The sequence below is a fragment of the Simiaoa sunii genome, from assembly GCF_014337175.1.
Taxonomy (GTDB): Bacteria; Bacillota; Clostridia; order Lachnospirales; family Lachnospiraceae; genus Acetatifactor; species Acetatifactor intestinalis.
The window spans coordinates 2,477,001-2,490,430 of sequence record NZ_CP060633.1 but is presented as its reverse complement, the minus strand read 5'-3'; the positions used below and the strand labels follow the sequence as shown (position 1 = coordinate 2,490,430).

The following is a 13,430-nucleotide window of genomic DNA, read 5'->3' as shown; positions in this document are numbered from 1 at the left end:
TTTGAAAGGATGATTGACGAAAGCAGACCACAGCGTTACAATTCCCAAACATTAAGAAGAATTGGAGGATTGCTTATGGAAGAAAAATTGGAACGCAGGATGTGTATGGATGCTCTTGAAAGTGTGGCATTGCGATTGGGACAGCTAAACAATATGATAAAAAGTCTTAGCATTGGGATGCAACAGGAGAACATAGAGCAACAGGCAGTTGACTGTATGGAATGTATTGCATACTGTGTAAATGATATTCGAGCAATGGCACTTGATGAATTGCAACAGATACGAGATGAACAGAACAATATGGATAAAATATAAAAGAGCATGGGTAATTGAGTTTACTCATGCTTCATTGTTTTAATAAGTGTTTGTAACGCTTGTATCTGCTCGGGTGTTAAGCCGTCAACATCAAGCACAACAGGTGGTTTATCATTTGATTTTCCTAAAAGGTAATCGGTACTACATTTATAAAGGTAGGAGAGAGCAAGCAGATTTTCAGTACTAGGCGTTCTCTCGGAAGTTTCATAACCGCTAACGATGGAGGGAGAAATACCCAGTTTTTTAGCAACATCAGCTTGTGATAGATTTTGTGACATTCTTAATTCTTTCAATTTGGTTGATAGACCTTTAATCATAGTGTTGACCTCCTACGCATTAAGTGTATAGCCATAACCAACACATTAGGAGTTAAAGAAAAGCACTAAAAGAGTTGAAATAAAACACTATAAGCAATATAATGATACAAGTAGAGTGGTTTATTCATACAAGGAGAAGGAGATTAAGCACATGGAGAATATAACAGCGGAGCAGTTAGAGATTTTATTGTTAACAAAGGCTATGTCAGACAACATTGGTCGTGTGGAGCGTTGGGCTTGTTTGGATGATGTGGTGGACGAGCTTCTAATTGATGGTGCGATTGACAGAGAGGAATATTTAACATCAATAATGAAACTGACACAATTAGGCTTGATTTCAAGTGACATTGAGAGTGAAGAGGATATTGAAATGTCAGAGGCGGTCGGCTTTGAGATTGCAGGAGTAACAAAAGAGGGACTTGCATACATAGATAGCTTATATGCGGATACAACAGTTAAGGGAAAAGTGACAGCGTTCTTTGATAAGTTCAACGAGGTGTGCAACAAGATTAATGAGAATGGGGCGGTTAAATTGTTGGGAACAACAGTAGTTCCAGTATTGTCACTACTTACACAATTATGAGAATAGCAATGGAAAGAACTGGAAACAGCATTTATGATTTATCTGTTTATAAAGAAATCAAGATAAGGAGCAAGGTATGAAAAGAAAAGTGCTTTTGACAATGCTATGTTTAGCAATTTCTGTTTCCATAGTAGCTTGTGGAACAGAAAATACAGCAGAGCAACAGGAAGTAATTGCAACAGAGCAGACAACGGAGACAGAAACAGTAGAGGAACAAGAAACGGAAACAGAAATAGAACTGTCAGAACTGGAACAACAGATTGAAGAGTTTAAGAATACTACTTCGTCTGAAATAACAGTAACACAGGATGTGCTTAGGGGGCAATGGAGAGTTGGAGATATGCTGACTTTAGAAGGAGATGCATATTATGGAGAGCCATTCAGATTGGGAAATCTTAGGGTAGATTATGATACAAGTTCAAAAAAATCTAATGTTATATTTACAAACAATGAGTTTGTTGCATCATATGATGATGCACGTGTTTACATTGCGACAGATGAAAATAAAAATATGCAATGTACTCTTGTCGTGTCAGGGTTGTATCGTGTAATTAATCAAGGGGAAATTGATGAAGAAAATGATTGCTTTAGTTCGGAAATTGAATTGTTGATTACGGATGTAACTTCACAAAGTGATGCGATAGATACAGATGTGTGCAATGAATTAAACTCGGTAATAGGAACAACAATACAGAAAAAAGTTGAGTTGTCAGAGGCATATATGGATTTGTCATATATTACAGAGGAACAGCTTGCTGAATATGATATGGAAATACATGATTCTATAACATTAGAAGTTACTGGTACATTCGGATATAGGCAAGATGGAAGTTATGGGATGGTTAATTATGATACTCCGATTATTAGTCAAGACAACCCAGTGACATTTGCATGGATAGGGAGAGAAAATAATAATGAGTTATTTGCAAACACTGTGCGTATGAAAATGAAGAACACTGTGGATGCTGATTATGGAGATGTAGAGCCGGGTGTTTTCTTGTATGATGTAATACATCCTAATGAAGATACAATAACGGAGTAAGTATAAGATAGGGAAAGGCAAGCAACACAATGTGTTTATGCAAGGGAAACAGTATGAAGAGAAAACAATTAATAGCAGTCAGCATATTGAGTATTTGTTTATTTGCTTCTGCGTGTGGAAGTAACACAACTGATACAGAAACTATTGCAGTTGTGCAAAATACAGAAACACAGCAAGCAGAGATAGAGACAGAAAATGAAGTTACAGAAAGTAAAAGTGATGAAGTCAAGGGAGATACAGAAACAACAGAGGGTGGTACATCAGAAGCCACCAACTCTGAAGGGTTAACAGTTGATGAAGCATCTCAGGCAGATTATGAATACATGGAAGAAGAGATATATAAATATTATGAAGGCGATATAGATACACAAATGGCTGCAGTAAAAAAAGACTACGGTATAGATAGCCTTTGTGGTGCATGGTTCATCTATTACTATGGTTCAGCAGCTGGAGACCAACGTTCCTATGCAATTAACCAACGCACAGGCGAAAAAATAGTTGCAGGTCCAAATTCATACTTTTATGGAACTAGTTTAGATGATGATGGAGCAACACCATTTTATGGTACAGACAAAACCTATCCAGGTGACACATTCCCAGAATTTGAAGAAAACTTGACTCTAGCAATAGAAGGAAAACCAGCTCATACAAACGGTCAATAGTAAAATGATAAGAAATGCACTTCCCCAATGGGAAGTGCATCAGACTGTAGACAAAGTCTCGCACTACTGTGCGGGATTTTTCTTTGCTAAGTACCAGAATGTCCAGTGTTTATGCGGATTTTTCGGCACCTTTCTGGTATAATAGAAGTATCAAATCAAGGTAGGTACTTCTATTTATGATGACTCAGAATGCAGATAAAAAAAGAGAACAGGTACAGTTTCTTTGCATGGATGACATGGTTCCACAGGATCACCTTCTACGAATTATAGATAAAGCAATCGACTGGAACTTTATCTATGACCTTGTAGTCGAAAAATATTCACAGGATAATGGTCGTCCCAGTATGGATCCCGTAATGCTGATTAAGATTCCTTTTATCCAGTATCTTTATGGAATCAAAAGTATGCGGCAGACCTGCAAAGAAATCGAGGTAAATGTTGCTTACCGATGGTTTCTTGGTTTAGATATGATGGATAAAGTGCCACATTTTTCTACATTCGGGAAAAACTATACACGACGCTTTAAGAATACCGATCTTTTTGAACAGATTTTTTCCCATATCCTGATGGAGTGTTACAAATTTAAGCTGGTTGACCCTACAGAGGTTTTTGTAGATGCCACTCATGTAAAGGCAAGAGCAAATAACAAGAAGATGCAGAAACGAATTGCCCACGAAGAAGCCCTGTTCTATGAGGAACTCTTACAAAAGGAAATCAACGAAGACAGGGAAGCTCATGGAAAGAAACCTCTGAAAGAAAAGAGTGACAAGGACGATGATGATAACGACAGTACACCATCAGCCGGAGGTGATCCAAAAGAATTCACAGATGACATTCCAAAAGATACTAAAACAATAAAGTGTAGCACTACGGATCCTGAAAGTGGATGGTTCCGCAAAGGGGAACACAAGAATGTATTTGCCTACGCAATAGAAACTGCCTGTGATAAAAATGGCTGGATTCTTGGTTATACAATTAATCCTGGAAATCAGCATGACAGCAGAACTTTTAAGGGGCTGTATGATAAAATCAAGAATATCGGTATAGAAACACTGGTTGCAGATGCAGGATATAAAACTCCGGCAATTGCAAAACTTTTGATAGATGATGGCATAAAACCTCTTTTACCTTACAAAAGGCCAATGACCAAAGATGGATTTTTTAAGAAGTATGAGTATGTATATGATGAGTATTATGATTGTTATATCTGTCCAAACAATAAGACACTGACATATCGCACAACCAACAAGGACGGATATCGAGAATATAAAAGCTGCGGTGCGGCCTGCGCAGAATGCCCGTATCTTTCACAGTGTACAGAAAGCAGAGATCATGTAAAAACAGTAACCCGCCATATATGGGAACCATACATGGAAATCTGCGAAGATATCCGTCAGATGTTGGGAATGAAGGATTTATATGCACAGAGAAAAGAAACCATAGAGAGAATCTTTGGAACAGCAAAGGAGAATCATGGTTTTCGATATACACAGATGTACGGAAAAGCCCGGATGGAAATGAAGGTCGGGCTTACATATGCGTGTATGAATTTGAAAAAGCTAGCAAAGATTAAGGAAAAAAGGGGACTGTTGAAGGAAAGAAAAACTCTCAGAAATTTAATTTTATACAAAATTTGTTTCATAAAAGAAAAATTGCTCTGGGATGTAAATTCCAGAGCAACTTTGTCTACAGTCTGATGCACTTCCCCAATGGGAAGTGCATTTCCCATTTAAAACAACCAAACAAAAAATTTTTCGTTAAAATTACAAAAGCAAACTAACATTAAATTTGAAAATATCCAATTTTTAAACCCTATTTTCAAAAGAATATGTATTTGTAATTTGAAAATGGAGGGCAAGCAATTATGGGAATAACTTTTAAAAGTGGCAGGCAGAACAACATCATAGGTATGGATATGATTTATCCGGACGGACACCCACGGACAGTCCTAATGGCAGAGTTGCCTATGGATGGAGACTGGCGAGCAGATGTTGACTTCTATGATGAAGTTGAGCAAGCGTACAAAAAGCGTTTGCGCAGAGCATTAAACAGATAAGTCAATATTATCAGAGGAAAGGCATTACCATTGTGGTAGTGCTTTTCATTTGCCTATCACCACATAAAATAGCTACATTTTCTAGGACTAGTAAGAAGTTTTCGGAGAGCATTCATTTCAATTATTTTTGAAAATATGGTTTAAGATTTTGACACAACTAAGGCTGACTGTAAATAAATTGAATGAAATAAAAATGTGGAAATTTTGATAAAAGTGGGTAAAGAAATTATTGTTGAAAAATCTGATTAGGTGTATCAATATTTTAATTTTAGGTTTCAGAAAGCGTAATTTTTGTAGGGAAATGGTGCTTTGAAAGAAAAATATTGAAAAGGTCAGAAATGTGGATTTAGTAATTTAAAAAAATTAATGTGGGCGGATGATTTGCAAAATTATATAAATATGAAATCACTATCATGAACAACATGAAAACAAAAATTGTGTATTCATATTATAAATACCAAAAGAAAGAGAACGACTTATTTTGATTATGATTTTACAATAAGAAAATATGACAACGTATATATCATTTGAATATTGCTCTACAAACTCCACAACCAAGCGATAAATTAAAAAATAAAATCCCTTGCATTCCGTCAATAGCCTTATTGGTGCGGTCGCGTTAGTATTTATTTGTAAGATAAATAAAAGTTAGTGCTGTGGCACGGAAAGCAGAGGTATTCAATATGTGTATGTATTTAACAAATGGGAACTATTTAGGTCAGCGTCTGGTGGGTTATGAATGCTTTGACAGTAAGAGCAAAGGTTTTATCGGTATGAGCGAAAAACAGATTATTGATAAGCTGAAACGAGGCGAGAGAGTTTATGGCTTTGTATTAGGCAACGTGGATGAAAAGGAAACATTGATGTTAGATGTTGACGGCTTTAACATGACAAATTTACAGTTAAAAAGTGGAGTGAACAATCTGTCATGGCTGAATGAAAATTCTGACTGTGATATGAATATTGCATTAGTTGTGGTATCTGTATCAGTTGAAAATGGTAAAAAGGTTTATGAAACAGTCAATGCCCGACACGCAAGAGTGGAATATGATGAAAGCAAACTGAAAATGATGATTGAACTCGGCATACCAGTTGCAGGTGTTAAATTGGATAAAAACCGGATTACAGTATGTGAGGGTGTTGAAGTTTTTGAGAAAGTGAAAGAGAGTGCATTGCAGAATAAGGCAGACATGGCTTAAGAAATTATATGAAAAGTAATAACGGATAAGGGTTTGTCGGAGCAGTATGACAAACTCTTATTTTGGCATTATCTGCATTTATTATAAAAAGCATTGCTGTCAGATGTATTAATGGGATTGAAAATGTTTATTTTAGACCGAATAATAGATGATTTTCAGCAACAGGGTATGTATAATGAAGAAAAGGTATATCACAGTCGGGAGGTATAAAACGTGTCGGTAAATTTGAGCAGAAACGAACCAAAGCTGAATACTATGTATCCGATTACAATAAAGGACGACACTAATAGTGTTAGCTGCCGAATAAATTTCAATATCATTGATTTTATATATTTAAGCTTGATTAGAAAAAATAATGCAAATAAAACAGATTACTACGACAAGTTATATGATTTCTTGTCGGTCAGAGAAAAATATTACGAAGCTCTTAGAAACGGAAAGAAAATTGATAAAATTAAGCAGGACAGATGTTATAGATTTGTAAAAGTTAATGAACTGATTAATGGCAGTATGCGACTTGAAATAACTGGAGTGTCAACCAAGCAATGGAAACAGTATTTTTGGATATGTAAAAAATATACTGCGTTGAGAAAAGCAGGGGTTGATAAAAAATATATAAATAAAGCAAGGAAACAAAAGGAGCAGTTTCAAAATCTTATTTTCAGAAAAATTGATAACATGGAAATGAGCGTGGAGACTTGTTCTCTATATAGAAAATTGTCAGAATATCTATTTGAGGATGAATTATCAAAACTGTACCGAGCAAAAGGGGAAGAATGGACTAAATTTATAAAAGAAATAAACAAAAGTGAATTAGAAGGACTATGGAAAACTGATAAAAGCAAGTTTAATGAAATATATAGATTATTATATGGTTTACTTAAACAGATGAAAGAAATGAAAGAGCAATAAGGATGTATAACATGGGAGTGTGTCAATCGGCACACTCTTTTTCTGTCATAAACATTCCGTAAAAAAGGTGACAATTCCGCAAATTCAGAAAGCTATACAAAGTGCAACCGAAATACTTTGTGCAAGGGCGAAAACTTGCATAGTAGCTAGCTTTGTACAAAGCGAGATTAAGTTTAGGTAGTTGTCACGGTGCGCAAGTGACAGCTATGCGGAGGAAAATAGATGGATGAAGAAGAAAAGAACAAAAGCCTGTCAGATAGTGAAATGACAGGAACAACGGACGAGGCTGTTAACGTGTTAGGAGTGCAAACAGGGGTATTGAATAATGCGTTAAAGCTTATGGATGGGAAGTATGGTGGCGCATTTTACGTGCGCTACATTTGTGACATCGGCAGAGGCTGTGGGTGGTTACAGTTGATAATCCAATATCCCACAGGAATGATGCAGACACAACTGCTGTGCAAAAATGTCTGCAAAGTTAGCGGGTATGAAGAGGATGGATTGGGAGAAGTGGAAGGCATTTCTTACGAGCGTTCATATAGGGGCGAGAAAAAGGTTTACAAGCCACAGATTACAGACAGTATGCGCAGTGGATTTTATGACATAATGCGTGCATACGAGCGCCCGGATATGCCTATTCCGATGAGGGTGCTGTGGAAACGTATTGTAGAGAATTATGCAGAGATTCCAATAATGGAACTGACAATCAAAAGTTCTTTACAGGAAGTGTATGAAGCTTTGATTGAGCAGGGAGACGCTATTATTCAGCGTGATGTTGCAAGGATTGGCAGTGGCTATATATTATTGACCAAAAGCGAAGTAGAGGAGATTGTCACAGGAATGGGGTACTCTTTACACGAAGTGCGTACAGAATTCGCACTTCGTGGTTTGTGGATAACCGACAAAAATTCTGGCGGTTACCAGAAGACAAGAAAAATTAACAATCAAAATCGCCGGTTTTATGCACTAAGAACCGAACTGCAAGGCGATAAAGTCAGCGAGTGCAAAACAATAAATAATGTTGCGTATGAAGAAACCATTCCTCGTACGCAAGAAAGTGCTGAAATTGAAGAGTTAAAATCTGAACTTGCAAAAATGAAGAAAGAAAGGGATGAAATGACACAAATTGTATGTGAAAGAGTCCCCGATTTGACACAGCAGGAAATAATGACAAAACTACTGTAATCTTAGTAAAAAGCAAATGGCAGTCCGATGCCCTGTGTGTTGGACTGCAAAAAATGAGGTGCAACATGATTCAGTAAAATCCGATAGAAAGGATTTTGAATCATTATGAAAACAGAAAAAGAATATTTAATGACAAGTGAGAAGTATAATCTCACAATCAAAGAGGCAGTTCAGTACTTCAACATTGGAGAGAAAAATCTTCGTAAACTGGTGGCGAACAATCCGACAGCAGATTACATACTTATGGTAGGAAATAAGATACTTATTAAACGTAAGTTATTCGAGCAGTTTATTGATGGGACAGGCTCTATATAAAAGCAAAAAATACCTTGCAAAATATATGTAGTTCCGATACAATCCCCATCCCAATGGTGGGGATTGTATTATAGTTTGGAGGATAAACCATGAGTGAAAAAAGAAGAGACAATAAGAATCGTATATTACGAATGGGGGAGCAACAGCGAGCCGATGGGAGATATTTATTCAGTACAATAGATCCAATAACCAAAAAGAGAAAGTTTGTATACAGTTGGAAATTGGAAAGGCACGATAAGATGCCAGAAGGAAAAAAGCCAGACTTATCGCTTAGAGAAAAGGAAAAATTACTGGAGCGTGACTTGGCAAATGGTATTTCTCTATCAGGTGGAGATATGACAGTATTAGAACTGGTAGAGAAATATTTAGAGCAAAAGCGCAATGTCAGACCAACCACATCCGCAGGATATAAAACAGTGGTTAATGTATTAAAACGTGACAGCTTTGGAAGTCAGAAGATTAATCATATCAACACAATAGATGCAAAGGCTTGGTTAATAAAATTACAGTCAGAGGATGGAAAGAGCTATAGCAGTGTCCATACAATACGTGGAGTAGTAAGACCAGCTTTTCAGATGGCTTATGAGGCAGACCTAATCAGAAAAAATCCTTTTGATTTTGAACTGCATAATTTTCTAATTGATGATTCAGTAAAAAGAGATGCAGTAACATCAAAACAAGAAAAGGAGTTTTTAAGGTTTGTTCAACAGGATGAACATTTCAGTGAGTGCTACGATGGGATGTTTATATTATTTAGAACAGGCTTGAGAATAGGCGAGTTTTGCGGACTTACGTTAAAGGATATAGACTTGGAGAAAAGAACAATCAACGTGAATCATCAATTACAGTATGTTGGCAATAGGGGAAAGTACATAGAAAAAACAAAAACTGAAGCTGGGACACGAGTATTGCCAATGTCGGATGAAGTTTATGCAGCATTCAAGAGGGTAGTACAGAATAGAAAGAAACCTAAAGTCGAGGAAATGATAGATGGTTATACAGGTTTTCTGTTCTTGGATAAGCGTGGAAAACCAATGATGCCCTATCAATGGGAAAAACGCTTTCAGCATGTGGTTGAGAAGTACAATAGAATTTATCGAGTGCAACTTCCAAAGATAACACCACATGTGTGCCGTCATACATTTTGTACGAATGCGGCAAAGCGAGGAATATCTGTAGAAACATTGAAATATTTAATGGGACATACAGATATAAGTGTTACCTCAAATGTGTATACACACCTTAAGTTGGAGGATGCGCAGAGAGAAATGGAGAGGCTTGAAAGGATAGAAAAAGAAATGAAAAAGTGTGCCAAGTAAGGAAATAAAGGGCATAGGGAAAAAGTACTGATGAGTACGAATCGGGTTTGTACCTAGATTTGTACTCATTTTACTTACCGAGATATGGTAAAATATGCGATTTTATGCTAGTGTACTGACATATTGATATTTAGTTAAATATTTCTGGCTGTTATTGCCGTTTTATGGTACAATAAAAGAAACGGCGGTGATATCCTATGGCAAGACCAAAAAAGTACAAAATCAAACTTACGGATGATGAATTAAAAGAATTTAAATCTGTCATCCGAAAAAATAAAACATCCAAAACAATCCGATGCAGATGCCAGATTATTATTGACCTGGATGAGTCCCACGGAAAAGTATTGACTCATGAGCAGTCTGCAAAATCAAATGGTGTATGTCTGGCAACAGTAACCAATACTGTGAAAAAATATTTTGAGGGTGGTATTGATGCAGTAACTGAGTTTAAGCGTAATGTTAATTCTGATAATGCAAGGCGTGTGCTCGATGGACGTGCTGAAGCCCGTATCATTGAACTTGCCTGTGGTCCGGTGCCGGAAGGACATTCAAGGTGGACCATCCGGCTGCTGGAAGAGAAATCAAAAATTGTTCTTGATACTCCGGTCAGCCGTGAGGCAATCCGAAGAGCCTTAAAAAAAACAAACTTCGACCTCACAAAAACGACTACTGGTGCATCCCCAAAAAAGATGATGCCGAATTTATAGCATGTATGGAAGATGTCCTTGATGTATATGAACTCCCATACAATCCTGAAAGACCAGTTGTATGCATGGACGAAAAGCCTTACCAGTTACTGGGCGATGCAAGGAAACCACTGCCCATGCGTCCGGGTGACAATCAGAAAACAGATTCGGAATATGTCAGGAATGGTACCTGCAGCATATTTGCTTTTGTCGAACCGCTTGGAGGCACTCATCATGTCAGCGTGCGAGAACAACGTACTGCCTTTGACTGGGCAGAAGAGATAAAATATCTCGTTGATGTCATGTATCCTGATGCAGAAAAAGTAATTCTTGTTATGGATAACCTTAACACCCATAAAACGGCGTCCTTGTATAAAAGGTATCCAGCAGATGAGGCAAGACGAATTATCAAGCGTTTGGAAATTCACTATACACCCAAACATGGAAGCTGGCTTGACATTGCAGAAATAGAACTGAATGTAATGACCAGACAGTGTTTGTCACGAAGGATTGAAAACATTGCAAAACTTCGTGGAGAGCTAGCTGCGTGGGAAGTCGAGCGTAATACAGTCGCAGCAAAAGTTAATTGGCAGTTCCGAACTGCCGATGCAAGAGTGAAGTTGAGTTCATTGTATCCTAGGTTTACAACAGCTTCCGAATAGGAAGTTGTTGTAATGCTAAAAATCAATGTGCCAATACACTAGGATAGGTACATTAGGTTAGATGTTGTGAAAGTGCGATAAAACCTAGGAAAAATAAGGATATACAAGGAAAAACGAAGTTATGCAAGATAAAATAAAAGTGCTCTTCATCTGCCACGGCAACATCTGTCGTTCCCCCATGGCAGAATTTGTTATGAAAAAATTGGTATCCGACGCGAATCTCGCCGATCACTTCCAGATTGCTTCCGCTGCCACCAGCACGGAGGAGATCTGGAACGGCATCGGGAACCCGGTCTATCCGCCGGCGAAGGCGGAGCTTGCCAGGCACGGGATCTCCTGTGAGGGGAAGCGGGCCAGGCAGGTGACGAAGGCGGATTATGCGGAATATGATTATCTGATCGGTATGGACAGTGCGAATATCCGCAACATGCTGCGGATATTCGGCGGAGATCCGGATGGGAAAGTAGTCAGGCTTTTATCTTATGCCGGCTCGGAACGGGATATATCGGATCCATGGTACACGGGAGAGTTTGGGACGACCTACAATGATGTCCTGGAAGGCTGTACCGCATTTCTTCGATATTTACAACAAAACGGAAGAATCGACACGTAAGCTGACACTTCCAACATAGTACACATGACAGAAATGTCATGCCTGAAAAATTCACAGAATCACCACATTTTTCTCACAATTCCTTCGCAGATGAACTTTATCATAAGAGGTAGATAAGGGGAAGTAAATATTCACAAGTTTTTTAAGGAATGAATGGAACAGGAGGAATGAGAAGATGAGAAGATGGAATTTACCCCAGGTGAACACAAAAGTAATGTGCGCAGTGTTGACTGCTGCCATGGTGATGACCGGATTTACAGCATGCGGAGGAACAACATCTGCGGGCACGGAGAGCGCAGCAAGTGAATCAGCAGAACAGAAGGAGACGATCGCACCGGAGGGCACGACGGAACAGAGCACGGTGGAGCAAAATGCGGCAACAGAATCAGGTGAAGAGAAGGTGGAATCTTATCTTGGTCAGATCACAGCCATTGACGGCAATGTGATCTCCATTTCGCTGGCAGAGAAGCCGGAGGCTCCGGATGAGGAAGCACCTACAGGCGATAAACCCGATGGCCCGGCACCTGACGGCGAAAAACCTACAGGAGAAGTCCCCAGCGGAGAGGATCCGGATGGTCAGAAACCCGAGAAAGATATGTTAGATGAGATGACCTTAACCCTTAGCGGTGACACTATGACTATCACGGTCAATGATGATACGATCATCACGATTGACGGAACGGATGCCACGCTGGATGACCTCCAGGTAGGTGATACCGTATCTTTCTTCCTGGATGGCGAGGTCGTGACTTCTTTAAGTGTAGGCATGCCGGAGCCGGCACAGCCGGGACGGTCTATGCAGGCTCCGGAGCAAAAGTAAGCTGACGCACAAGCATGTTTCCAAGAATCTCTGCCATTTCTTCCGGAGACTGGGGAGTGGCTTCTTTCAGCCAGGTCTCTACGACACCGACACAACCGGTAATGATGAAGGAACAGAGATATTCATAGTTAGCATCGGATTGCGCACTTTCCAGAAAGCGGAGAGTGCGCTTTTTGATCTGGTCCTTCAGGCGGTTAACGAAGGTGAGATCTCCATGAGGACCGATCATGACTCTGGCGAGATCTCTGTGGCGGTCTAAGAAGCGGAAGAACTCTAACAGAAGACCGTCAGAGGACAATGTGGGAGTACCTAGCGGTTCCTGCTCCATGATCTCGTTGAACTCCCGGAACATTTCATCTTCCACTTTATGGAGCATATCGTAGATATCATCATAATGCAGATAGAAGGTTCCGCGATTGATATCTACCAGCTCTGTGAGTTCTTTGACGGAAATATCCTGAATATCGTGGTTTTCCATCATTTTGACTAATCCCTGCAGCAACAGGGCACGGGTTTTGCGCACGCGGCGATCCATTTTTTCCATACGTCAATCCTCCATCTTTTCCGAAAAATAAACAGAAATCACTTTTTATAGATAAGATCTAATACGTATCTAATGCAAATCTGAATTTTTTCTAAAACAATGAACACACGTCAATACAATGTTCAAAAACAGACATATCAACACAATTTGTGGCTTGCTTTTTCTTCCCTATTATTATATTTTGCTTGTGTTAGAAAATC

The 13,430-nt window shown here is 38.7% G+C and carries 17 protein-coding genes; 15 read left to right on the top strand and 2 right to left on the bottom strand.

Annotated features, from left to right (window positions below; all coding sequences use genetic code 11):
* Nucleotides 1–75 precede the first annotated feature (75 nt).
* Entirely contained in the window at nt 76–315 is a 240-nt protein-coding gene (locus H9Q77_RS11375) for a hypothetical protein (protein WP_249325609.1), read from the top strand.
* Nucleotides 316–335: 20 nt separating this feature from the next.
* Here the strand turns inward: H9Q77_RS11375 and H9Q77_RS11370 are convergent, their stop codons facing one another.
* Entirely contained in the window at nt 336–632 is a 297-nt protein-coding gene (locus H9Q77_RS11370) for a helix-turn-helix domain-containing protein (protein WP_249325607.1), read from the bottom strand.
* 151 nt (nt 633–783) lie between these two features.
* On the opposite strand from H9Q77_RS11370, the gene H9Q77_RS11365 reads away from it, so the two are divergent.
* The 14 genes from H9Q77_RS11365 to H9Q77_RS11300 all read left to right on the top strand — a co-directional run bounded on the left by H9Q77_RS11365 (nt 784) and on the right by H9Q77_RS11300 (nt 12,686).
* Nucleotides 784–1,215: a hypothetical protein gene (locus H9Q77_RS11365; protein ID WP_249325606.1), complete on the top strand. Its 432-nt coding sequence runs from the start codon at nt 784–786 to the stop codon at nt 1,213–1,215.
* A 76-nt stretch (nt 1,216–1,291) separates the two neighbouring features.
* The gene (locus tag H9Q77_RS11360) at nt 1,292–2,257 is read left to right on the top strand and encodes a hypothetical protein (RefSeq protein ID WP_249325604.1); all 966 of its coding nucleotides are present in this window, start codon (nt 1,292–1,294) and stop codon (nt 2,255–2,257) included.
* A gap of 53 nt (nt 2,258–2,310) precedes the next feature.
* On the top strand, nt 2,311–2,919 hold the full coding sequence (locus H9Q77_RS11355; protein ID WP_249325602.1) for a hypothetical protein: 609 nt from the start codon (nt 2,311–2,313) through the stop codon (nt 2,917–2,919).
* Between the two features lie 176 nt (nt 2,920–3,095).
* Nucleotides 3,096–4,616: an IS1182 family transposase gene (locus tag H9Q77_RS11350; protein ID WP_249325600.1), complete on the top strand. Its 1,521-nt coding sequence runs from the start codon at nt 3,096–3,098 to the stop codon at nt 4,614–4,616.
* A gap of 167 nt (nt 4,617–4,783) precedes the next feature.
* Complete coding sequence (locus H9Q77_RS11345) at nt 4,784–4,975, top strand: hypothetical protein (RefSeq protein ID WP_249325598.1); 192 nt, start codon at nt 4,784–4,786, stop codon at nt 4,973–4,975.
* Between the two features lie 689 nt (nt 4,976–5,664).
* Nucleotides 5,665–6,174, top strand: coding sequence for a hypothetical protein (locus H9Q77_RS11340; RefSeq protein WP_249325596.1), 510 nt, complete (start codon nt 5,665–5,667; stop codon nt 6,172–6,174).
* A gap of 213 nt (nt 6,175–6,387) precedes the next feature.
* Nucleotides 6,388–7,086 (top strand): hypothetical protein, encoded by a 699-nt coding sequence (locus tag H9Q77_RS11335; protein ID WP_249325595.1) that lies wholly within the window; start codon nt 6,388–6,390, stop codon nt 7,084–7,086.
* 222 nt (nt 7,087–7,308) lie between these two features.
* Entirely contained in the window at nt 7,309–8,271 is a 963-nt protein-coding gene (locus H9Q77_RS11330; protein WP_249325593.1) for a hypothetical protein, read from the top strand.
* A 105-nt stretch (nt 8,272–8,376) separates the two neighbouring features.
* Entirely contained in the window at nt 8,377–8,586 is a 210-nt protein-coding gene (locus H9Q77_RS11325; protein ID WP_249325592.1) for an excisionase, read from the top strand.
* A gap of 89 nt (nt 8,587–8,675) precedes the next feature.
* Nucleotides 8,676–9,905, top strand: coding sequence for a site-specific integrase (locus H9Q77_RS11320; RefSeq protein WP_249325590.1), 1,230 nt, complete (start codon nt 8,676–8,678; stop codon nt 9,903–9,905).
* A gap of 197 nt (nt 9,906–10,102) precedes the next feature.
* A complete protein-coding gene (locus tag H9Q77_RS11315) occupies nt 10,103–10,612 on the top strand; it encodes a helix-turn-helix domain-containing protein (RefSeq protein WP_006855777.1) in 510 nt (169 codons plus the stop codon).
* Complete coding sequence (locus tag H9Q77_RS11310; RefSeq protein ID WP_134523031.1) at nt 10,582–11,253, top strand: IS630 family transposase; 672 nt, start codon at nt 10,582–10,584, stop codon at nt 11,251–11,253. Before H9Q77_RS11315 ends, H9Q77_RS11310 begins: the two co-directional genes overlap by 31 nt.
* 121 nt (nt 11,254–11,374) lie before the next feature.
* The gene (locus H9Q77_RS11305) at nt 11,375–11,866 is read left to right on the top strand and encodes a low molecular weight protein-tyrosine-phosphatase (RefSeq protein WP_249325589.1); all 492 of its coding nucleotides are present in this window, start codon (nt 11,375–11,377) and stop codon (nt 11,864–11,866) included.
* A 175-nt stretch (nt 11,867–12,041) separates the two neighbouring features.
* Complete coding sequence (locus H9Q77_RS11300) at nt 12,042–12,686, top strand: hypothetical protein (protein ID WP_249325587.1); 645 nt, start codon at nt 12,042–12,044, stop codon at nt 12,684–12,686.
* Here the strand turns inward: H9Q77_RS11300 and H9Q77_RS11295 are convergent.
* A complete protein-coding gene (locus H9Q77_RS11295; RefSeq protein ID WP_022153514.1) occupies nt 12,661–13,230 on the bottom strand; it encodes a TetR/AcrR family transcriptional regulator in 570 nt (189 codons plus the stop codon). The two genes, H9Q77_RS11300 and H9Q77_RS11295, sit on opposite strands and share 26 nt — an antisense overlap.
* Nucleotides 13,231–13,430: the final 200 nt, after the last annotated feature.

Coding starts and splice junctions, on each gene's coding strand:
- H9Q77_RS11375 (WP_249325609.1), top strand. CDS start 76: ATGGAAGAAAAATTGGAACGCAGGATGTGTATGGATGCTCTTGAAAGT.
- H9Q77_RS11370 (WP_249325607.1), bottom strand. CDS start 632: ATGATTAAAGGTCTATCAACCAAATTGAAAGAATTAAGAATGTCACAA.
- H9Q77_RS11365 (WP_249325606.1), top strand. CDS start 784: ATGGAGAATATAACAGCGGAGCAGTTAGAGATTTTATTGTTAACAAAG.
- H9Q77_RS11360 (WP_249325604.1), top strand. CDS start 1,292: ATGAAAAGAAAAGTGCTTTTGACAATGCTATGTTTAGCAATTTCTGTT.
- H9Q77_RS11355 (WP_249325602.1), top strand. CDS start 2,311: ATGAAGAGAAAACAATTAATAGCAGTCAGCATATTGAGTATTTGTTTA.
- H9Q77_RS11350 (WP_249325600.1), top strand. CDS start 3,096: ATGATGACTCAGAATGCAGATAAAAAAAGAGAACAGGTACAGTTTCTT.
- H9Q77_RS11345 (WP_249325598.1), top strand. CDS start 4,784: ATGGGAATAACTTTTAAAAGTGGCAGGCAGAACAACATCATAGGTATG.
- H9Q77_RS11340 (WP_249325596.1), top strand. CDS start 5,665: ATGTATTTAACAAATGGGAACTATTTAGGTCAGCGTCTGGTGGGTTAT.
- H9Q77_RS11330 (WP_249325593.1), top strand. CDS start 7,309: ATGGATGAAGAAGAAAAGAACAAAAGCCTGTCAGATAGTGAAATGACA.
- H9Q77_RS11325 (WP_249325592.1), top strand. CDS start 8,377: ATGAAAACAGAAAAAGAATATTTAATGACAAGTGAGAAGTATAATCTC.
- H9Q77_RS11320 (WP_249325590.1), top strand. CDS start 8,676: ATGAGTGAAAAAAGAAGAGACAATAAGAATCGTATATTACGAATGGGG.
- H9Q77_RS11315 (WP_006855777.1), top strand. CDS start 10,103: ATGGCAAGACCAAAAAAGTACAAAATCAAACTTACGGATGATGAATTA.
- H9Q77_RS11305 (WP_249325589.1), top strand. CDS start 11,375: ATGCAAGATAAAATAAAAGTGCTCTTCATCTGCCACGGCAACATCTGT.
- H9Q77_RS11300 (WP_249325587.1), top strand. CDS start 12,042: ATGAGAAGATGGAATTTACCCCAGGTGAACACAAAAGTAATGTGCGCA.
- H9Q77_RS11295 (WP_022153514.1), bottom strand. CDS start 13,230: ATGGAAAAAATGGATCGCCGCGTGCGCAAAACCCGTGCCCTGTTGCTG.